The 19,777-nt window shown below is 63.4% G+C and carries 28 protein-coding genes; 19 read left to right on the top strand and 9 right to left on the bottom strand.

Annotated elements, in window-relative coordinates; translation table 11 throughout:
• The first annotated feature begins 53 nt into the window (after nt 1-53).
• Complete coding sequence (locus JQ573_RS03450) at nt 54-764, top strand: hypothetical protein (RefSeq protein ID WP_212317414.1); 711 nt, start codon at nt 54-56, stop codon at nt 762-764.
• Here the strand turns inward: JQ573_RS03450 and JQ573_RS03445 are convergent.
• Both JQ573_RS03445 and JQ573_RS03440 read right to left on the bottom strand, forming a co-directional pair.
• Complete coding sequence (locus JQ573_RS03445) at nt 725-1,339, bottom strand: hypothetical protein (RefSeq protein ID WP_212317416.1); 615 nt, start codon at nt 1,337-1,339, stop codon at nt 725-727. The genes JQ573_RS03450 and JQ573_RS03445 overlap by 40 nt on opposite strands.
• Nucleotides 1,340-1,387: 48 nt before the next feature.
• The gene (locus JQ573_RS03440) at nt 1,388-1,624 is read right to left on the bottom strand and encodes a hypothetical protein (protein ID WP_212317418.1); all 237 of its coding nucleotides are present in this window, start codon (nt 1,622-1,624) and stop codon (nt 1,388-1,390) included.
• Between the two features lie 153 nt (nt 1,625-1,777).
• Here JQ573_RS03440 and JQ573_RS03435 point away from each other — a divergent pair, with 153 nt between their 5' ends.
• The 8 genes from JQ573_RS03435 (at nt 1,778) to JQ573_RS03400 (ending at nt 5,525) form a co-directional block, all read left to right on the top strand.
• Nucleotides 1,778-2,131: a hypothetical protein gene (locus JQ573_RS03435; protein ID WP_212317420.1), complete on the top strand. Its 354-nt coding sequence runs from the start codon at nt 1,778-1,780 to the stop codon at nt 2,129-2,131.
• A 6-nt stretch (nt 2,132-2,137) separates the two neighbouring features.
• Complete coding sequence (locus JQ573_RS03430; protein ID WP_212317422.1) at nt 2,138-2,479, top strand: hypothetical protein; 342 nt, start codon at nt 2,138-2,140, stop codon at nt 2,477-2,479.
• A 114-nt stretch (nt 2,480-2,593) separates the two neighbouring features.
• Nucleotides 2,594-2,854 (top strand): hypothetical protein, encoded by a 261-nt coding sequence (locus JQ573_RS03425; RefSeq protein WP_212317424.1) that lies wholly within the window; start codon nt 2,594-2,596, stop codon nt 2,852-2,854.
• On the top strand, nt 2,851-3,102 hold the full coding sequence (locus JQ573_RS03420; RefSeq protein ID WP_212317426.1) for a hypothetical protein: 252 nt from the start codon (nt 2,851-2,853) through the stop codon (nt 3,100-3,102). Before JQ573_RS03425 ends, JQ573_RS03420 begins: the two co-directional genes overlap by 4 nt.
• Nucleotides 3,103-3,798, top strand: a complete 696-nt coding sequence (locus JQ573_RS03415; RefSeq protein WP_212317428.1) for a siphovirus Gp157 family protein — start codon at nt 3,103-3,105, stop codon at nt 3,796-3,798. It abuts the gene before it with no gap.
• 4 nt (nt 3,799-3,802) lie between these two features.
• Nucleotides 3,803-4,816 (top strand): phage recombination protein Bet, encoded by a 1,014-nt coding sequence (bet, locus tag JQ573_RS03410; protein WP_212317430.1) that lies wholly within the window; start codon nt 3,803-3,805, stop codon nt 4,814-4,816.
• The gene (locus tag JQ573_RS03405) at nt 4,813-5,232 is read left to right on the top strand and encodes a recombination protein NinB (protein WP_212317432.1); all 420 of its coding nucleotides are present in this window, start codon (nt 4,813-4,815) and stop codon (nt 5,230-5,232) included. Before bet ends, JQ573_RS03405 begins: the two co-directional genes overlap by 4 nt.
• Nucleotides 5,229-5,525, top strand: coding sequence for a hypothetical protein (locus JQ573_RS03400; RefSeq protein ID WP_212317434.1), 297 nt, complete (start codon nt 5,229-5,231; stop codon nt 5,523-5,525). The genes JQ573_RS03405 and JQ573_RS03400 overlap by 4 nt, the downstream gene beginning before the upstream one ends.
• Before the next feature lie 301 nt (nt 5,526-5,826).
• On the opposite strand, the gene JQ573_RS03395 is transcribed toward JQ573_RS03400, so the two are convergent.
• Nucleotides 5,827-6,141: a hypothetical protein gene (locus tag JQ573_RS03395; RefSeq protein ID WP_212317436.1), complete on the bottom strand. Its 315-nt coding sequence runs from the start codon at nt 6,139-6,141 to the stop codon at nt 5,827-5,829.
• On the opposite strand from JQ573_RS03395, the gene JQ573_RS03390 reads away from it, so the two are divergent.
• From JQ573_RS03390 to JQ573_RS03355, 8 genes are all read left to right on the top strand, one after another.
• Complete coding sequence (locus JQ573_RS03390; protein WP_212317437.1) at nt 6,129-7,151, top strand: tyrosine-type recombinase/integrase; 1,023 nt, start codon at nt 6,129-6,131, stop codon at nt 7,149-7,151. The genes JQ573_RS03395 and JQ573_RS03390 overlap by 13 nt on opposite strands.
• A gap of 182 nt (nt 7,152-7,333) precedes the next feature.
• Nucleotides 7,334-7,900 (top strand): elongation factor P, encoded by a 567-nt coding sequence (gene efp / locus JQ573_RS03385; RefSeq protein ID WP_092125602.1) that lies wholly within the window; start codon nt 7,334-7,336, stop codon nt 7,898-7,900.
• A 153-nt stretch (nt 7,901-8,053) separates the two neighbouring features.
• A complete protein-coding gene (locus JQ573_RS03380; protein WP_212317438.1) occupies nt 8,054-9,640 on the top strand; it encodes a M23 family peptidase in 1,587 nt (528 codons plus the stop codon).
• A 132-nt stretch (nt 9,641-9,772) separates the two neighbouring features.
• Nucleotides 9,773-10,174 carry a hypothetical protein gene (locus tag JQ573_RS40870; protein WP_212317439.1) on the top strand — a complete coding sequence of 134 codons (402 nt, stop codon included), beginning with the start codon at nt 9,773-9,775 and terminating at the stop codon, nt 10,172-10,174.
• 359 nt (nt 10,175-10,533) lie between these two features.
• Nucleotides 10,534-10,989: an Hsp20 family protein gene (locus tag JQ573_RS03370; RefSeq protein ID WP_212318020.1), complete on the top strand. Its 456-nt coding sequence runs from the start codon at nt 10,534-10,536 to the stop codon at nt 10,987-10,989.
• 73 nt (nt 10,990-11,062) lie between these two features.
• On the top strand, nt 11,063-11,374 hold the full coding sequence (locus tag JQ573_RS03365) for a hypothetical protein (protein ID WP_212317440.1): 312 nt from the start codon (nt 11,063-11,065) through the stop codon (nt 11,372-11,374).
• Between the two features lie 9 nt (nt 11,375-11,383).
• Nucleotides 11,384-11,683, top strand: coding sequence for a hypothetical protein (locus JQ573_RS03360; RefSeq protein WP_409334694.1), 300 nt, complete (start codon nt 11,384-11,386; stop codon nt 11,681-11,683).
• Nucleotides 11,680-11,859, top strand: a complete 180-nt coding sequence (locus tag JQ573_RS03355) for a hypothetical protein (protein ID WP_212317441.1) — start codon at nt 11,680-11,682, stop codon at nt 11,857-11,859. The genes JQ573_RS03360 and JQ573_RS03355 overlap by 4 nt, the downstream gene beginning before the upstream one ends.
• Before the next feature lie 397 nt (nt 11,860-12,256).
• On the opposite strand, the gene JQ573_RS03350 is transcribed toward JQ573_RS03355, so the two are convergent.
• The 4 genes from JQ573_RS03350 to JQ573_RS03335 form a co-directional block, all read right to left on the bottom strand.
• Nucleotides 12,257-12,679 carry a chorismate mutase gene (locus JQ573_RS03350; protein WP_212317442.1) on the bottom strand — a complete coding sequence of 141 codons (423 nt, stop codon included), beginning with the start codon at nt 12,677-12,679 and terminating at the stop codon, nt 12,257-12,259.
• Nucleotides 12,680-12,798: 119 nt separating this feature from the next.
• Nucleotides 12,799-13,692: a dihydrodipicolinate synthase family protein gene (locus JQ573_RS03345; protein ID WP_212317443.1), complete on the bottom strand. Its 894-nt coding sequence runs from the start codon at nt 13,690-13,692 to the stop codon at nt 12,799-12,801.
• Between the two features lie 195 nt (nt 13,693-13,887).
• A complete protein-coding gene (locus JQ573_RS03340; RefSeq protein ID WP_212317445.1) occupies nt 13,888-14,394 on the bottom strand; it encodes a cupin domain-containing protein in 507 nt (168 codons plus the stop codon).
• A 37-nt stretch (nt 14,395-14,431) separates the two neighbouring features.
• Nucleotides 14,432-14,911 carry a carboxymuconolactone decarboxylase family protein gene (locus JQ573_RS03335; RefSeq protein WP_212317447.1) on the bottom strand — a complete coding sequence of 160 codons (480 nt, stop codon included), beginning with the start codon at nt 14,909-14,911 and terminating at the stop codon, nt 14,432-14,434.
• An 84-nt stretch (nt 14,912-14,995) separates the two neighbouring features.
• On the opposite strand from JQ573_RS03335, the gene JQ573_RS03330 reads away from it, so the two are divergent.
• Entirely contained in the window at nt 14,996-15,568 is a 573-nt protein-coding gene (locus JQ573_RS03330) for a MarR family winged helix-turn-helix transcriptional regulator (protein WP_212317449.1), read from the top strand.
• 111 nt (nt 15,569-15,679) lie between these two features.
• Nucleotides 15,680-16,915 carry a lytic murein transglycosylase gene (locus tag JQ573_RS03325; protein ID WP_212317451.1) on the top strand — a complete coding sequence of 412 codons (1,236 nt, stop codon included), beginning with the start codon at nt 15,680-15,682 and terminating at the stop codon, nt 16,913-16,915.
• Nucleotides 16,916-17,009: 94 nt separating this feature from the next.
• Here the strand turns inward: JQ573_RS03325 and JQ573_RS03320 are convergent, their stop codons facing one another.
• Nucleotides 17,010-17,822, bottom strand: a complete 813-nt coding sequence (locus JQ573_RS03320; RefSeq protein WP_212317453.1) for an SDR family NAD(P)-dependent oxidoreductase — start codon at nt 17,820-17,822, stop codon at nt 17,010-17,012.
• A gap of 18 nt (nt 17,823-17,840) precedes the next feature.
• Nucleotides 17,841-19,682, bottom strand: coding sequence for a single-stranded-DNA-specific exonuclease RecJ (recJ, locus tag JQ573_RS03315; protein ID WP_212317455.1), 1,842 nt, complete (start codon nt 19,680-19,682; stop codon nt 17,841-17,843).
• Between the last annotated feature and the right edge of the window lie 95 nt (nt 19,683-19,777).

Here is a 19,777-nt window from a genome sequence, read left to right as displayed (position 1 = left end):
GCAGGCCGCACACCTGGAATCACAATGAAGACAGTCGATGGGGTCGATTACGCATGCCTAAAGGCAAACGTAACAAACAAGCAGCTGTAAACGTCGTCCAGCAGAACAAGCATGAGCTTGATCGCGAACTTGAACCCCAGGCCATATTGGGGCGTGCACTGCGCTTTTTTACTTTGAGAATACACACTGGGACCGACGATCTGGATGAGTTTGAGTACGCGGCGTTCTGCATAAACAACTCAGTCCATTTCAGCTTGAGGCATTATCGCAGTGATCCGAAAAAAATAACCTCGCTCTATACGGAACCGATGACTCAGGAGGAAGCTGAGAAGATCGTCACGCAAGCTTGCGAAAGTTTTGGTCTAAACAAGACTGCGCTGCATTGGATACGCGGTCAGCAATTCGTATATGGGAAACTCGAGCCGCTGAGAGGCCAGCAACTTAAGGAGAAAGACTCCCGCGACGCGGTTTTGAAAGCCGCAAGTTGCTTTCCGGGTCGCAAGGCGACAACAGCTCAGATCAAGAACTTCATTGAGAGCGTTGTTGAATTTTCTGCTACCGACTTAGAGCCTTTTCCATCCCGGGGCTCCGAGCCACGATGGCGCCAAATCGTTGGCAACGTCATATCGCACGCAAGCTCATCCAAAAGTATCTTCAGTTTGGGGTACGCGAAGAAAACGGCGCAGGACGAGGTCAAGGTCACCGAGGAAGGCCTCGAATACCTTCACAGCATCGGCTTCTCCTTGGCAGACGCAGCCTTATAACCAGGCGGTAGCCAGCAAAGCTGGCTGCTACCCTGTGCTGCCGACTTGTCCCAGATGAACCAAGCATACGCGGTAGTTCCGGAGCCCTGTTGCTGAACTCCAGCGGGATAGAATGTGATGCGCTCGCTGAAGACCCAAACCCGGGTGGGAGGTACGACAGAAAAAATTGATCGATATCTGCTTCCACCTTCAAGAAATGCAAGTCGCAACAGAAGCGCGACCTTCTTCGTCGCGAGAGACAATCCGACCCTTAAAAACCCTTCGGCCGCATTGTATGGGGGATTTGTCACTATGTTTTCAGCCGCGCGAGTTGAACTTAGAAAGTCGACTCCTATTTCGCCGAAACCGCGATCGTAGAGATCCGACGCTATTACGGCGTTGCCGCGGCTAGCTAGAACCCTCGCCATCGAGCCGTCACCGCACGCCGGCTCCCAGATATCTCCCTCAAATTCCTCGTTGTCCATGAGTGCTTCCACAGCCCAAGGAGGTGTCGGAAAAAAGTCGGGACCATCCAGGTCAGCAAATCGCTTTAATGTCGGCTTATAGCCACCGTTCAAATTATAAGTCGAATCCATGTTTGCTCTTTCTAGCGCCATCCAAACCTAACACGGCGGGGAGGCTCTCTACAGAATATCATCCGGCACCTGCCCAAATGTTCGCAGTATCTTTGCGTCCTCAAAATCGCCTGTTGATAAATCGCCGGTCCGACTGAACGCGACCGCCCCACCCTTCCTTGCCAAGCTCTCGGCCCGCCTGATCGCCGCCATTTCGCTCTGAACCTGCTGCGGCATGCCGGCCACCAGGTGGCCGCCTTTGGTCAATTCAAACGGCTGCGCGACGTAATAGGTCGCTGTACTCATGACGACTGCACTCCCATTTTTGATTGTGCGAGATCGTGCCTTCTGAATAAGAACAAATCAAGAACTTTAAGGACGAGGGATTTTTCCCACTTTCCTATTGTGCAGTGGGATTTCTTCCACTATCATGTTTCCCATCAGCACGGGGAAACGCCGATGTCCTACTACTCACCAAACCCGCACTACGCACCCGACGACCTCAGCGAAGATTGCGAAAGGCTAGAGCGCGCCGAGGCCGAAGCCGGTTGGTATTTCAACTCCGCGACAAAGCCGCAGCAGGCCCGTTTCTCGGACCGCATGTCGGCCGCCTTCGCCTACCGAGGCTCGCCACGCTGGGAGCGCGAGCGCGAAGCCGCCCAGAAGGAATTCACCGAAACCACCGTCGCGGCTTCCGCGCTGTGCGCCGAGACCGTGCGCGAGCTGATGGAAACCGGCGAGGTTTCGGAAGCCCTCTCCTATCGCTGGGACGAGCTGGCGGTTACCGGCGCAATGGCACAGGCCGCGGAGTAATCGACCATGAAGCACTTTCGTTTCGACGTCCGCTGCATCGACGGCCGCCTTTTCCAGCACATCGCACAAAACGACGCCCCCGATTTTGAACGCGACATCGGCCGTTGCGAGGAATGCGACGGCGCCGGCTGCGATCGGCTGCACCGCCAGGAGGCCGAAAAGAAGGTTGGTGACAAGATCGTGTGCACGCACGTTTTCCCGCCGATCCCGGACCGCCGTTACGATTGGTGCGCCACGCGCGACAGCGACGAGCCAGACGACGACGGGTACATGTTCCAGGGCTTCGGCCGCACCGAGCAGGATGCAATTGACGACCTTGTGGCCGTCATCGAAGACGCCCGGGGCTAACATGCTCAAGTTCATGCGCCGCCACGGCTGCGACAGCAGCGATATCCGCGATTTCTTCATCATCACCGCTTTCATCAGCGCGCTTTGCGTCTGGGCCGCGATCGGGGCCGGCGCGTGAACAATTCGCAAGGCGATCTGCTCGAGATTGGGACGCTCGCGATGTTCGATCGCCTGCCCCGCCTCGCCCGCGAAGCTGTCGCCGGCGCCCGATTCGATTGGGCGCTTGGCGACTGGCTGTCCGATTGGACCACCGGGAAGATCAGCGCCCGCGGCCTCGCCGTGAAGATCCAGGCCGTCGACAAGGTGGCATCCGCCTCCGAGCGCGTCGAGACCTGGGGACCAGATTACCCGATTTTGAAAGGTGAATTGCCGTGACGACAACAGAACAGCAGTGCGCCGCCGAGGCGGAAGCCGCCCGCAACACCCGAGTTGAAGGCTATGCGTCATGGCTCGCCGATGACGTGGACGGGCTCATTCACAACGTTGCGCCGCGCGACGCCGCGCCCTGCCAGCACTCGACCGCAATTCTCGCCGAGGCCCGCGCCGCTGTTGCGCTCGCCTTGTCGAAGATCGACCTCGCGATTGCGAGGGACAAAGAAGCCCACAGCCAGGAGGCCGCATAAATGTCCGCCGAACCGCTCCCCACTGAGAACATCAAGCCCATCGCCATCCGCGCGCCGCGCCGCGCGAAGCCGCCGGCCGCGCCGCAGCGGGACTTGCAACGCGAGCTTGTCGCCGCATCTGCCCTTAAAGACCAGCTCAAGGCCATCTTCGGCGAAGATGAAGACGTGACGCTGCTTTGCGACACGATCGAGGGAGAAACCGACCTTCTGGAAATGGTCGACCAGGTCTTGGTTCAGATCCTACTCGACCGCGAGCAGATCGCCGGCATCGACGCCATGTCGGCGAAGCGCGAACTGCGCAAAAAGCGGCTCGATGATCGGTGCCGCAGCATGGAAACGATGCTGCTCGGCGTGCTCGACGTCTTGGAGCAGCGCCGGATTGAGCGGCCGCTCGCCCTCATCTTCTCCCGCGCGAAGCCGGACAAGATCGACGTAACCGATGAGGCGGCTATCCCGTCCCAGTTTTTCAAGACGCCCGAACCGGCATTGAACCGCGCCGATTTACTCAAGGCGTTGAAGGACCGCCGCGACACGCTGGCCGGAAAGCTGGACGAGCTCGACGCCGCAGTAAAAGCCGGCAGCCTTCCCGAAGACGACTACGCCGATGCCAAGGCGCGCTTGCTCGCCGCCTTCCCGCCCATCCCCGGCGCCGAACTCATCGACGGCGGCACCGGCGTAACCGTGAAGTGGAGCTGATCCCATGAACGCGATTGTCCCGCGCGCCGCATCGAGCCTGTCATGGTGGGATAACGGCTCTTCGCTCTCCCTGGTTCGTCGCACCTATGCGAAGGACTGCAACAACGACGAATTCGGCCTGTTCACCATGCTCTGCCGGGAATTGCGGCTCTCGCCGATCCGGAAGCAGGTTTATGCCTTCGTCTTCAACAAGGACAACGAGGCGACCCGGCAACTGACGTTGGTGGTCGGAATCGACGGTGCGCGCTCGATCGCGGCGCGCACCGGCAACTACCAACCCGACGAAGAGCCGCCACGGTTGGAATTCAGCGAGGAAGCAAAAAACCCGCTGACCAACCCGCACGGCATCGTTTCTTGCACTGTCGGCGTCTTTCATCGCCCCACGCCCGCGGACCCGTTCCGCCGGATCGTCGGCAAGGTCTATTGGGAGGAATTTGCGCCGATCGTCACGACAGGCGATCCCGCCGCCTACGAATACGTCGACACCGGCGACGTATGGCCCGACAGCGGTAAGCCAAAGATGCGCCGCCAGCTCCGTCAAGGCGCCCAGGAGACACAGCGGCTCGACCCGAAGAAAGCGCAATGGACAAAGGCCGGCCGCAACCAGATTGCAAAGTGCGCCGAGATGCAAGCCCTCCGCAAGGGATGGCCCGAAGATTTAGCGACCGTGCATGAGGAAGCCGAGGTTGATCGTCACGCTTCGATCACGGACGCCGATTACCGCGAACTGACGCCCGCCGAGCTTGCCGACCAGGCGGACGCCACAGCGCGGCTTGAGCGCATCGGTGGCCCGGCGCTGCTTGCAACTTTCGACGGTGCCGGCACACTTGTCCGCGTCCCGCACGGTCAATTCTACGACCGAGTGGACGAACACACGCGGGCCATGACGCCGGACGCGGTCGCGCGCTTCGCCGATCAGAACCGCGTGGCGCTGCAGGAATATTGGGCGCACGATAAAAACGCCGCCCTCGCCCTCAAGAGGACGTTGGAGCAGCGTTCACAGGCGGTGCCCGCATGACCGGCCGCCCGCAGCTCGTCCTGACCGGCCGCGACGTCCGCGACCGCGCAATCCGCTGGATCAACCAGGCGCCAGCCGGAACGCGCGTTGAGTTCAAAGCACCTCAGCGCACCATCGAACAGAACGACCGCATGTGGGCCATGCTGACCGACATTGTGAGCCAGTACGATTTTGGCCGGCCCTACACGACCGATGAAGCCAAGGTTGTGTTCATGCAGGCTTGCGGCAAGGAATTTACCGTTCTGCCGACGCTCGACGGCAAGGGCTTTGTCCCCTACGGGCAGTCCTCATCCGATCTCAGCGTGGGGGAAATGCGCGACCTCATCGAATTCATGTTCGCGTGGGGCGCCGAGAACGGCATCGTTTGGAGCGACCCGAAGGAACAGCGAGCGCGCGAGCGGGAGACTGCCGCTTGAGCTGGACCGATCGCGCCTGGGACCACATCCGCACCATCACCGCCGACCTTCCGAAGGACACCCCGTTCAGGGATCGGGCGAAGCTGTTGCGCGAAAACTACCCGTTCGCGCAACGGAAGGGCTGGGCTTACAAGGCATGGCTCACCGCGCAGCGTCGGTATCTCGCGCAATTCCAGCCGCCGAGCAGCAGCAAGCGGTTTCCGCTGTCCCCGCTGGAAAAGATGATGCTCAAAACAGAGCAACATGACTCGCTTGTCCGGCGCGGACTGTGCACCGGCGGGAAGCCCCTATGAACCTGCGCGGCCAGGAACGCCAGGAATTCCCGCAGTCGGTCCGCAAGGCCGCGTTCGCGCGGTGCTGCCGAGAATGCAGGGTTGAAGGCGTCGAAAACCTCGCCGGCCGGCCTCAGTGTGAAAACTGCGGCAAGGAGGTTCGGTCCGGCGGGTTCATCTACGAGCACGTTCAGCCAGACGGCCTTGGCGGCGAGCCGACCGCGGCGAATTGCAAGGTTCACTGCCTGCCCTGCGCCGACGTCAAGACGCACACCGAGGACAACCCGCGCATGCGCAAGGCCGATGCCGTGCTGAAAAGCGCCTACGGGCTCAAGCCGGCGAAGCGGTCGAAGATCCGGAGCCGCGGTTTCGCGAAGGCGCCGGCCAAGCGCACCGCATCGTCACCGATCGAGAAGTGGAGAGGATATTGAAGCGCGTCGCGCCAGCCGAGATCGGCGACGAAACCCCCATCACGCTCACGGAGGCTTGTGAACTGGCCTTCCGTGGGATCGTCACCGAGGCCAGCTTGCGTGCCGAGCACGCCCGCGGGATGCTTGAAATATTTCGGGTTGGCCGCCAAGACTTCACGACCCTCCGTTTTGTGCGGGAAATGCAGGAAAAGAAATGCCGCGCCCAAAATCCGGCCCCCGCCTCTGGCTCGACAAAGAACGCGAAACCTGGTCCGTCATCGACGGCCGAAAAACAGTCCGCACGGGCTGCGGCAAGAGCGAGCTTCAAGCGGCTAAAGACTTCCTCGCGGAATACCTCGCCGCCAACCACAGCATAGCAGCCGGCAGCGACCCGCTCATTGCTGACATGCTCAAGGTCTACTCGGATGAGTGGCTGACCGGAAAGCCGTCCGCCGCGTCGGTCGCGGCCGATATGGTCAACCTCGAGGAATGGTGGGGCGGCAAGCGCGCCGCCGAGATCACCCCCGAAAACTGCAAGCTGTACATCGCGCATCGGAGCGCCCCGACCATCTGCCGCCGGGAAATCGGCATGCTGCACGCGGCGGCGATCTACTGGCACAAGAAGAGCGGCAAAGGGCCGCTCCGCGTGCTGCCCATCGTGGATAAACCGCCACCGCCGGCAAAGCGCACTCGATGGCTCACCAGATCGGAGGCCGCCCAATTCCTCTGGCATGGCATACGGCGGCTTAAGCCCGGCCAGCGCAAGCGGCTGTTCCGGTTTTTCATCATAGGGTGGTACACCGGCACCCGCCATACCGCGATCGGCGGCACGTCCTGGAAGATGGTCGACCTTGAAACCGGCATCATGTTGAGGCGCCCTGACGGCGCCGCTGAGACGAGGAAGCGGACGCCGCCAGTTCGGGCCGGGCGCCGGCTTTTGTCGCACCTACGCCGCTGGCGGCGGCTCGACGGCCCCAAAGCAAAGTTCATCATGGAGTACGGCGGCGGACCGGTCCTGGATCATGGCGAGGGCTGGCGCGCCGCCCGCAAGCTGGCGAAGCTTTCGGCCGACGTCACGCCGCACACCCTGCGGCACTCCCGGGCCACCCACATGATGCGCCAGCGCGTCGACCCGTGGCAGGCCGCCCGGTCCCTCGGAATGAGCCTCGAAATGCTTCAAACCACCTACGGACACCATCATCCGGACTGGCAATCTGACGCGGCAGAGGCTAAGTGAAATCCGCCAAAAAGCCGGGTAGACTTACCGTAGGTTTACCCGTGGAAATCCAAGTGGTTGTGATGTAACGACAATTGGACAACCCCGCCCAAATCAGTATGTTGCAGCCCGAAATCGCCGCCACGGCCGAGGGGCTGCCGGTCCGGTTTGCGCCCCAGCTTCTCAAATTCAGGAAAACACCTTTGAAAGTCATCGCCAGTTCCATCCGCAAGGGCAACATCATCGAGCAGGATGGCAAGCTCTATGTGGTCCTCTCCGCCGAAAACATTCATCCCGGCAAGGGCACCCCCGTCAGCCAGATCGAAATGCGCCGCATCGGCGACGGCGTGAAGGTGTCGGAGCGCTACAAGACCACCGATCAGGTCGAGAAGGCCACCGTCGAGGACCACAACTACAATTACCTCTACGAGGACGCCGACGGCTTCCACTTCATGAACAACGACAATTACGACCAGGTCCAGGTCTCCAAGGAGATCGTCGGCTCGTCTGCTCCGTATTTGCAGGAGAACATGACCGTGAAGCTGTCGATGCACGACGGCAATCCGGTCGCGATCCAGCTGCCCCAGCGCGTGACGCTGGAAGTGGTGGAGACCGAGCCCGTCACCAAGGGCCAGACCGCCTCGTCGTCGTACAAGCCGGCGATGCTGTCCAACGGCATCCGCACCGGCGTGCCGCCGCACGTTTCCACCGGCACGCGCATCGTCGTGATGACCGAGGACGGCTCCTACGTCGAACGCGCCAAGGACTGAACAAGGATTGAGCGGCGAAGTGCGGTGACAGTCGTAATGAACCTTCATCGCACATCAGGCTGTTGTTTAACCTCAAACTTTCCGGAAAACTGCTACACACTTTTCTGGAACTTGCTCTAATCTCTCGCGATCAGACATGAACCGGGGAGTGCAGTGAACAGGAAGGTCGTCAGCTTCATCAGTTGCTGGCTGGCAGCCCTGCTCTTGCCTCCTCCCGGCGCTCATGCCGACGAATTCCGGACGCCTTCGATCTCGGCCATGCGGGTCGAATGGCGCTCGGTGCTCGACCAGCTCCGGCAAGAGATCACGACCCGCCCGGCTATCGCCTCCAGCTTCACATTCGCCGGACAGCGCCGCGTTCCCGCTACCGATCCACGCGCGACGCCCGCGCTGGTGCAGCTGAACGCGGTGACATCGCCGCTCTTCCCCGGTATTGCGCGCAGCCCGATCCCGGTGCTGCTGCCTTTCGACCCCGCAAGCTATCTCGACGCACGACAGAACGGGGCACCGGACAGCCTGCCGGTCGCACGCTACCAGGCCGACTTCCGCGCGGCCGATGTGTTCCATGCCGGCGCGTCCGGCTATGACGCGGTGTTCTCGCTCGACCCGGGCGCCGGCGACGGTATGCCGCCGCGGACCTTTGCAAAGCCGGTCGAAGTGCAGATCTCGGGCTCGATCCTGGTCTACGACCTCGCCGACCGGCTCGGCGGCAAGGGCGAACCGGTCAAGACGCTGGCCGCGCAGTTTCCGGACCTGCGCCGCTTCATCCGCGAAGGCTATGTGCGCTACGCCTTCACCCGCTTCGGGATTCCCTATGTCGTCTCAATCCAGTGCCTCGACAGCGCGCCACGGCCGAAGCGGCTGGCCTGCCGCGAGGCCTATCCGGTGGCCGAACGCTTCCTGAAGGCGTTGCGCATCGCCGGCGGGCAACCGTCGCGGCCGCGCAGCGACATCGCCTCCGACATTGCAGAGCGGCCGATCGCGCAATCGGCTGACTTCACCTACCGCCCGAGCGGCGACATCGTCGCGGGAAGCAGCGGCCGCAGGCAGCAGGGCGGCCATGCCGACTTCACCGTCTATTCGCAGATCCGCTTTCCGCTCGACAAAGCGCCGGCCTTCGCGCACTCGCAATCCTTCGCCAGGCGCAAGGCTGGCGCGACCGTCGACGAGTATCCCTGGCAGGACAATTTCTGCGAGGCGCGCAGCTTCGAGGTCGGCCAATGCGCCAGCGGCTACGGTCATCAGGGCCAGGATATCAGGCCCGGCGCGTGTCCGGCCGACAGCAAGGACCGTTGCGACCCCAGGCAGCAAGTCGTCGTCGCGGTGCGCGACAGTATCGTGATCCGCTCGGCGCAGCAGCAGGCCGCGACATTGCAGGTCAACACAAGCACCGAGCATGTCCGTTTCCGCTACATGCACATGAACCCGTCTGTGATGGATGCCGACGGCCTGATCAATGGACGCCGCCTCAGCGAGGGTGAGAAGATCGGCGTGGTCTCGAACTATCTCGACCATCCCAACGGCACGTCACGGCATCTGCATTTCGACGTGCAGGTGTTCACGCGCGACGGCTGGCTCTGGGTCAATCCCTACACCACGCTGGTGTCGGCCTATGAGCGGCTGATCCGCGGCCGCGGCCGCGAGATCGGACCGGAGCCCGGACCTGCGGCGGCGGTGGCCCATGCGCTGCCCGACGATGTCTTGCATCGCATCGACACCCAGGAAGGCGGCGGCAATTAGCGCGTGGTCGAGCGAAGCCTGTCCCCGCACTTGATGCGGGATGGACACCGGTTCCGGGCGCACCACCAAAATATCCAAAACAACCCCATGCAAAGTAGCCCGCGGGGGCCGCCATAGACACGACGCCTTGACATGTCGGGCAACTCAGCGGCATTATTCCATTATTCCGAAATCGCGCAAACGCCGTTTGCCTTGGGGGCCATGGCCATCGGCTCCGTCGCAACAGTTTCCAGAACGTCCGTTCCGGTGGGTCACATCGGCTTGCAGAACGGCGGCGGCGCGATCATGGACATGGGCCCTAAATATTATCCCACGCCCCTCTCCGGCGGCGACCGCAAAGCGCCGACGAAGGAACTCGCGCGTGCCAGAGCGGTCACGACGATCCTCGCACCGCATTCGACCGAGAGGCGCGCTGCCATGCCATCAACGCCGGCTACACGCGGCTGGAGATCAAGTGCTCGCGCCGCAAGACACCGCGCACGAAAGAGGCGCGTGCTAAAGTTCACCGACACCGGCCGAGACCTGGTCGCGTGAAACGAAAAGGGGCCGTGTCGCGAGACGGCCCCTCAACCGAAACCTGAAAATTGCTTCGGGATGAAATCTTGCCCCGGTCGTCAGGACAATTAGCGCCAAATGCGGCCAAGATGGATTTCGTGGAATCCCGGTGACGAGATGTCGCCCAAAGAAACGGCCCCAGCACCTCTCGGGGCGGGCCGCTCACATGCTGTCGCATTTTTTTGCGAAGACCTCTTGACACTTTCCGAGCCCGATTTAATTCGTGACACGTCGGTCCGCGTGGCCGACCACCTGGACGCCGGTCGGGTCCAGGATTGACGGGCACCGGTCGTGTCCGGTGCTTCTCATACCCATCTTGCTCTTTGGAGGATTTGGCTATGCGCACGTACGATTTCTCTCCCCTCTTCCGGTCGACGATCGGGTTCGACCGTCTCTTCGATCTGGCCGAGACCGCTCAGCGGGCCACCGAAGACAACTACCCGCCCTACAACATCGAACGACTTGCCGAAGATCGCTACCAGATAGCACTCGCGGTCGCAGGCTTCTCACCGGACGAGATCTCGGTTACGGCCGAGCAGAACGTCCTGACGATCGAGGGCAACAAGGTCGAAAAAGCAGACCGCGACTATCTCTATCAAGGTATCTCGACCCGTCGATTCAGGCGGCAATTCAGTTTGGCGGACCATGTCCTGGTGAAGAACGCCGCGTTCGACAATGGTCTGCTCAAGATCGAGCTGGCACGCGAAATTCCGGAAGCCATGAAGCCGCGGCGGATCGCGATCAACGCAACGCAGCCGAACCGGCCGCAACAGCTCGAATCAGCTGCAGCGTGACACACGAGCAGCCGCGTTCGGAACGCCGGGCGCGGCCTCAACATTCAATTCTCGTCTTAGAACGGAGGCAAACATGCGGCCGACGACCGCCGAAGTCATTTGTTTGAAATCCGACCGCAGTAAGGCGCGGTTCAATCATCCCCGGGATGTCTTGGCAGATCTCTCACTGACCACGGAAGAAAAACGGGCGCTCCTGGCGTCGTGGGCGTGTGACGCTGCCGCAGTCCCGTGCCGTCCGGACTTACGCGCGCCAACAGAGCTACGATCACCGGCAACGATCGACGCAATTCTCGACGCGCTATGTCGTCTCGACAGCGATCCGCATCATCCGCCGGGCGGCAAGCCCCACCGTCTTCGCTCAACGGTGCGTCCGCTGGCGGCGTAGGAGGGTGATATGAAGGACATCAATCTTCCGAAACACATCGTAGACAGAATCGAAGCCCGCTGGTGCGCCAGGCAGGAAAAGCACGAGATCGTCGACCGCCGGCTCGAACAGCTTCGGGCGCATCGCAACAACATCCGGCGGTATCGACGGTTACTCAGCACCAAGCTGAGCGACCTTGAGCGCCAGTTCATCGAACGACGTCTTTCCGAGGAATCCTCGGCGATGGAGGCTCTGGCGGCCGACATGCCACCTCTCTTACATGAACGGCCATCGCTGAGCGTCAGTAGATTGGAAGGCGCCTCGCCATGAGCACGACGCAGTTTCTGATACGCGGAAGCGAGAAGGTAATCCGTCACTATCAGTTCTTGCTCGACACTGCCCAATCGGATCAGGAGCGGGAGAAGTTCGCAAGAAAGATCGACGAAGAGAAGCGCAACCTGGAACGGCTGTTTGCTGATCTCACTCAGGCGGCCCAGGCCGCCTGATCGGGTTGCCCGTGGACAACATGTGGATGGCGAGGCTCAACAATGAGAACGCCAATATCGGCAAGAGACCTCGAGTTGATTGCGCTGCGCGAAATACGCAGTTGTCCCGGCGGAGAGCACGTATGCCACGTGGAAGTCGTCTCAGCGAACGCGGATTGGAGCCTTCATGCATCGGTGCGGGACGGCGGAGATCTCAACCGGATCCAGCATGCGACGAGCGTCACGGCGACCCGCCTGAAGAATCGGTATCAACTGCGAAGTGATTGGTGAGTAACACCACATTATGGTGCGAGACGTCGGCAAACGCGAGGACCGATACGGCCATAGAACCGATCAGGACGAACGTCGCGCCCGCGAGCGCGCGCCGGAGGGAGGTCCGTATCTGAGCCGCGTCTGCCTACTTCTTCCAGGGCGTATCGCCGCGTGCCGCGGCGTCTGCGAAGATGCCCTGCTCGTAGTCGATGAAGGCGCGCACCATTGCGCGATAGGCGGCTTCCGCAACCTTGGGCGACAGCCCGTCCGCTTCCGCCAGCGCCATCGCCTTCTTCACCACCGCCTCGGCGCGCTCGGGCGCTTCGACCTGCGCGGGGTTGGCCTTGAAGCGGGCGGCTTCATGGACGTAGCGGCCGCGCTCGGCCATCAGGCGCACGATCTCGCGGTCGAGCCGGTCGATATTGCTGCGCACCTCGCCAAGCGTCTTGCAGCAGGCGCCGTTGTCGACGGTGGGACTGCCCCACAACGCCGGCGCGTTGGTCGCAGGCTCCTCGGCCCACGCCACCGCAGGGATCAGAAGCGTCAACAGAACCACCGGCAATCGCATCGAACGCCTCCCAGAAAGCCGAGCACGACGGGCGATTGTTAAGCCGATTTTGCGCGCCGATGGAAGCTGTGATGGCGATGGAGCGACCGCGAATTCCATCGCGAACCGCATCGATGCGATCAGCCGATCTCCATTCCGGCCAACATCTCACCGACCTGCTTCTGGGCGTCCGGGGGCAACGGCAGGATCGGACGCGGAGGCTCGGCCGCACAGATCCCTCTGAGATTGGCGATCGCGTAGGCGACCCGCAGGCTGGAGAATGTCTTGAACAGCTGCCAGACCGGTTGCAGCCGCGCGTCGAGCTGCCGCGCCCTGGCGGCATCGCCACTTGCCACGGCACGGACGATGTCGACGCAGACCTTGGGGAAAACTCCTGCGAGAACGCTGTACCAGGTCTCGCCACCCGCCAGCAGCGCTTCGGTGCAATTCCAGTCGGCACTGTACCCCAACGAGAAGCCGCTCGGCACGACAGCGCGCAATTCAGCGATATGGCCCGACAGTGTGGAAGCGTCCAGCGCGGGGCTCTTCACCGCCACGATTCCTGCAACGTGACTCAAGCGGCCGACGAGAGCCGGCGTGAACCGAAAATGCGTGGTGCCCGGATTGTCGTAGATGCAGATCGGCAATCCGCTTTCACGCGCCACTGTTTGAAAGTGCTCGAAGACCTCATCATCGGTCAGCGGCGTATAGGAAACCGGCGCCAGCAGGCCTGCCGCCGCGCCGGCATCGCGCGCATCCTGCGCCAGTTTCACCGCATCATCGGTGCGCAGCGCGCCGACGCCGACCAGGATCGGCGTCTTGCCACCTGCCAGGGCGGCCGCCACCTGCACGGCACGCCGCCGCTCATCGCGGCTGAAATACGGATATGAGCCGGTGCTTCCGAGTAGACCGATCGAATCCACCTTTGCCGCGATCAGGGGCTCCAGCAATGCGCGAAGCGCTCCCGCATCGACCTGCCCATCTCTGTTCGAGGGCGTGATCGGGAAGGCGGAAAGCCCCTTGAGATTGACCATCGGTTGCTCCTGTTCGTTGACCGCCGCGCGCGCGGCGCGATCGCATTGCGGTCGTCACCGCCGCGCCATCAATCACCGCGCCCAGTTCCGCCCGCAAGGTCCAGTTTGCCGCGGACTTCGCAGCAAACTGGTCCAGTGCGCGACGGCGCGTGCGATCTGCGGAACTGGGCCGGCGTCGACTAGAATTGCCGGCGGCTATTCCAGCATCGTGGTCAGCTGCGCGCCCTCGTCCGCGACGAACACCGCGATCAGTTCCGCCGGCTGCGTGGTGCTGGCATTGGCCGAGACCATGTGGGTCGAGCCCGGCGGCTCGAAGAAGGACTGGCCGACCTTGAAGGTCTCGACCGGCCCGCCGCCGAGCTGGGAACGGATCTCGCCCTTGGTGATGTAGGCCGTCACCGAGCCGGAATGGCGGTGCGGCGGCGTGAAGCCGCCGGGACCATAGAACACGCGTACGACGGTGACGCGCTTGCCCGCCACGTTCGGCAACGCATGCGAGGTGATGACCTCGACCTTGTCGAGCGGCGACGCCGCATTGGCACTCGCGCAGAGTGGCGCAATCACCGCGGAGATCGCGTCCATCGGGGTCGGCAGCGCCTTGCCGATCACGAAGGCCGAAGCCAGTCCCGCGATCACGGCCAGCAAGACCGGCCGCGGCGGCCGCGCGCATGAAACAGATGGTGTCATCGCCATCGAACTCATCGGTCGTTCTCCCCTGTCAATTGCCGTTCGATCCGTCTCACGAAGTCGCCGCGGCCGCCCGCTGCCGGCGCGGCGGCGGCGTCCAGCGATAGGCGGCGCCGAACCGGTTCCAGACATTGATCGAAGCGATCGCCGAGGTCAGGTAGGTCAGCTCCTTTTCGGAGAATTCGGCGGTGACCTCGGCATAGACATCGTCGCTGACGCCGTTCGGCAAGGTCGTCAGCGCCTCGGTCCAGGCCAGCGCCGCGCGCTCGCGCGCCGAGAACTGCGGCGCTTCGCGCCACACCACGACGAGGTTGAGCTTGTCGACGGGGACGCCGAGGCTCTCGCCTTGCAGGATGTGATACTGCACGCAGAAGGCGCAGCCGTTGATCTGCGAGGCGCGCAGCTTGACCAGTTCGAGCAGCTGCTTGTCGAGACCGGCCTTCGCCGCGAACTGGCCGAGGTCACGAACGACGGCGAAGACATCGGGGGCGAGCTTCTCGAAGTCGGTGTATTCCTTGCGGGCATGTGACATTGACTTGGCCTCATGTTATCAGTGCACTGATAATAATATCAGAGCTCTGATATTGAGCAAGACGCAGACATTCGCGAAGGCAACATGGCGGGAATGCAGAAACGAAGGAAATCCGGCGCCGCCGGGCGGCGCCCGGCGGGGAAAGCGGCGGCCGGCAAGGCTGCGATCGGGGCGGGATCGGCCGCAGACGCCCTGCCCGCCTCCGCCGTCCCGCCGCCCGGCGAAGGCAAGCGCGGCGAACAGGGCTATCTCGCCTACCTGTTGCGCCAGGCGAATGCGGCCTCGCGGCTGTCGATGGAGCGCGAGCTGGCAGGCCTCGGCGTCACCTCTCCCCAATTCGTCGTGCTGACGATGCTGAAAGCCTATCCGGGCCTCTCGGGCGCCGATCTGGCACGAGTGGCATTCCTGACGCCGCAGACCGTCAGCGTGATCATCCGCAACCTCGAGCGCGACGGCGCGATCGGCAAGACGCCGCATCCGGTCCACGGCCGGGTGCTGCAATGGACGCTGACCAGCCATGGAACCACGCTGCTGGAGAAATGCCGCCATATCGCCCAGGCTCAGGAGCGTCGGCTCGCCGCCGGCCTCGACAGCAAGTCAGAGCAAATTGTCCGGCAATGGCTGTCAAAAATCGCCACAGATTTGCAGGATAGCTAGAGCATGCCCCGGAAAAGTGGGAACCGGTTTTCCGACAAGGGCATGCTCAAATAATGCTCCTGCGGCGGCGTGGCTTTTGGCTCACCCGATCAGCGTCGCTACACTGGCCCGATGAAACAGCCTGATTCTTTGAAATCTCCTGCCCGCCGAGCCGTCCTGAAGGCGGCGCTCGCGGCTGGCGTGACGCTCGCCAATCCATTCGGCGCGCTGGCGGCCGCGCCAGCGGGCTTCGACCAGTGGCGCGACAATTTTCGCGCCCGCGCACTAGCAAAAGGCATTTCGGAAGCGACCTGGAATCGCTGCATGGGACGGGTCGAGCCCGACATGAGCGTGTTCAAGCAGATGCGCAACCAACCCGAATTCCACGAGCAGATCTGGCAGTACATCAACCGCCGCGTCTCGGACTGGCGGGTCATCCACGGCCGCGAGGCGCTGAAGAAGAACGAGGCGCTGTTCGCGCGGATCGAGCGCGACTTCGGCGTCGAGCGCGGCACGCTGCTCGCGCTGTGGGGCGTCGAGTCAGCCTACGGCGATCCGCTGGTGCAGCAGAACCACATGACGCCGGTGTTTCCCTCGCTCGCCGCGCTCGCCTGGAACGAGCCACGCCGCAAGGCCTATTGGGAAACCGAGCTGATCAACGCAATGAAGATCGTGCAGCGCGGCTGGAGCACGCCCGAGGAGATGAACGGCTCCTGGGCCGGCGCGATGGGCCATTCGCAGTGGATGCCGGAAGTCTGGCTCAATGTCGGCTTCGACTATGACGGCGACGGCAAGGTCTCGCCGTTCGGCCGCCCGGACGACGCGCTCGGCTCGACCGCGAAATATCTCGTCGATCGCGGCAAGTGGCACCGCGGCGAGCACTGGGGCTACGAGGTTCGTGCACAGGGCGGCGGCGCCGGCGGCAGCCGCACCTACGCGGCCTGGGCCAGTGCCGGGGTGACCCGCGCCGACGGCCAGCCGTTCCCGCAACCGAATGCGTCGGCGCAGCTCTGGATCCCGGTCGCGGGCGGTCCCGCTTTCCTGCTCGGCCCGAACTTCAATTCGGTGAAGAGCTACAATCCGTCGATGAACTATGCGTTGGCGATCTGCCATCTCGGCGACCGCTGTCTCGGCGGACCGCCCTTCATCCAGCCGTTCCCGGGCTCGGAGCGCGCGCTGACGCTCGCCGAGGTGCAGGAGATGCAGACGAGGCTGACCAAGGCCGGCTTCGACACCGGCGGCACCGACGGCCGCGTCGGCAACGACACCATGCAGGCGATCAAGGATTTCCAGACCAAGACAGGCCTGTTGCCCGCTGACGGGTACGGCGGGCTCAAGGTGCTGGCGCGGCTGCGGCAAGGTGGCTAGCCGCCGTCATTGCGAGGAGCGTCAGCGACGAAGCAATCCATCTCTCTACTTGCGGCACGATGGATTGCTTCGCTTCGCTCGCAATGACGAAGACTTATTTCGGCTGCCGCACGACGCCGCCGGCGTTCATGCCGCCGTCGATCACGAGTTCGGTGCCGGTGACGTAACGCGATGCATCGGAGGCGAGATAGAGCACGCCTTGCGCGATCTCGATCGCCTGGCCGGCGCGGCCGAGCGGCGTGGCGAATCTGGCGCGCTCCTCCGGATCGATCGGTGCGTTCTGGCCGGCGCCCGTCGCGCCGGTCGGAATCTTGCCCCAGATCGGCGTGTCGATGATGCCGGGATGCACGGAGTTGACGCGGATGCCGTCGTTGACCTGCGCGCATTCCATCGCGATCGACTTGGCGAACAGCCGCACGGCACCCTTGGTCGCGCTGTAGCCGGAGAGCGTCGCCGCACCGCGCAGGCCGGCCAGCGACGACATCATGATGATCGAGCCGCCGCCAGTTTTACGCATCAGCGGCAGCGAATGCTTCACCGACAGGAACACGCCGTCGATATTGATGGCGGTCTGCCGGCGCCAGTCCGCGAGCGACATCTCGACAATCGACGGCGCCCCGATGCCGATGCCGGCGTTGGAGACCATGATGTCGAGGCGGCCATAGCGCTTGCCGATCTCAGCGACGACTTCGATCCAGCGCTCCTCGCTGGTGACATCCTGCGGCAGGAAGACCACCTCGCGCCCGGCCTTCTTGAGCCGCGCGGCAAGCTCCGGTCCCCTCAACTCGTCGATATCGGTCGCAATGACCGTCGCGCCTTCCTGCGCGAACAATTCGACGATGGCCTCGCCGATACCCGACGCGCCGCCGGTCACCAGCGCGACCTTGCCTTCAACCTGTCCTGCCATGTTCACTCCCGACGTTTCTTATCTGATCACCGCCGGGCCCTGATCCGGTACCGCGACGTCGAGCACACGGAATTGCACACGTTCGGTGCCTTGCCAACGGTCGACTGCAAGAGAGCCCGCCACGTGCAATTGCTGGCCGCGGTTTTGCGTCAAGGCGCTGCCCAGCTTCTGTCCGACCGAGCGGAATGCGATACCGTTGACGATGGAACCGTCGCCGGACTTGAATCGCAGCCGCAGATGCGCCTGCCCGACCTCGTCGGCATAGACCAGCTGATGTGACGGCAGCGCAATCACCGGCTCGGGATTGGCGGCACCGAACGGGCCTGCGCGATTGAGCGTCGCGGCGAATTCCGGCGTCACCGCGCGGGCGGTGACGGCGCCATCGATGAACAGCTCGTTTTCGTGGCGCGAGTTGGCGACGTCGGCCGCCAGCGCACTTTCCATGTAGGCGCGGAATTCGGCGAGCTTCTCCTTGCGCAGCGTGACGCCCGCCGCCATCGCGTGCCCTCCGCCTTTCATCAGCAGACCGTCATGCACCGCCTGGCGCACGGCCTTGCCGATATCGACGCCGCCGATCGAGCGGCCCGATCCGGTGCCGATGCCGCCCGGCTCGAGCGCGATCGCAAAGGCCGGCCGCGCGAACTTCTCCTTCAGCCGCGCTGCGACCAGCCCGACCACGCCGGGATGCCAGCCTTCCGCCGCTGTGACGATCACCGCGCCCTTGTCCTCGAGGCCGAGCGAGGCGAGCGCTTCGGCTTCGGCCTGCGCCTCTGCCGCCTGCTCGATCACCCGCCGTTCGGCATTGAGGCGATCGAGCTCGGCCGCGATCCGCGCGGCCTCCGAGACATCGCCTTCGAGCAAAAGCCGCACGCCGAGATCGGCGCGCCCGATGCGGCCGCCGGCATTGATGCGCGGGCCCAGCATGAAGCCGAGATGCCAGGCCTCCGGCGGGCCATTGAGCCGCGCCACATCCATCAGCGCGGTATGGCCGACATGGTCGCGGCGGCGCATCGCGATCAGGCCCTTGGCGACAAAGGCGCGGTTGAGCCCGATCAGCGGTGCGACATCGGCGACGGTGCCGAGCGCGACGTGATGCAGCACGCTGAGCAGGTCGGGCTCCGGCATCTCGCGGGTCCAGAAGCCGCGCTGGCGCAGTTCGCGGTTCACGGCGACCAATGTGACGAACACCAGGCCGACGGCCGCGAGATGGCCGAGCCCCGAGAGATCGTCGGGCCGGTTCGGATTCACCAGCGCATCGACCTCGGGCAGTTCATCGCCGGTCTGGTGATGATCAATCACCACGACCGACATGCCGAGCTTCTTGGCTTCCGCCAGCGGCTCGATGCTGGTGGTGCCGCAATCGACCGTGACGAGCAGCGTCGCGCCCTTCGCCGCCAGGGCGCGGACGGCGTCGACGTTCGGACCGTAGCCTTCGAAGATGCGGTCGGGAATGTGGATCAGCGGATCCAGCCCGCAATGGCGCAAATGCCAGGTCAGCAGCGCCGCCGAGGTCGCGCCGTCGACATCATAGTCGCCGAAGATCGCGACCTTCTCGCCGCGATCAGCGGCATCCGCGATCCGCTTGGCAGCGGTCTCCATCTCCGTGACCGTGTGGGGATCAGGCATCAGCTTCCGGATGGTCGGGTCGAGGAAGTCGGCAACCTCGTCGATCGCGACGCCGCGGCCGGCCAGCACGCGCGCCAGCATTTCCGGCAGATTGTGCCGCTGCACGATCGCGAGCGCCCGCGCCGCTCCGCGCGCGTCCAGCCGGTCGCGCCAGAGCTTTCCGGTCAGCGACCGCGCCACGCCGAGGAACGCCTGTGGCGCCTCAACGGGCAGTGCGGATGCGTGGAGCGTCATGATCCCTTCTGGAGCCAGAGCGTCTTCGAGCGAAATGGGCAGCGGTTCGCGTAACGAAAACGCGTCAAAACAAGTCCAGGGCTTCGGTTCTGCCC

Source organism: Bradyrhizobium sp. AUGA SZCCT0105 (assembly GCF_018129565.1).
In the GTDB taxonomy this organism is placed as follows: Bacteria; Pseudomonadota; Alphaproteobacteria; order Rhizobiales; family Xanthobacteraceae; genus Bradyrhizobium.
This window is presented reverse-complemented; position numbering and strand designations above follow the sequence as displayed.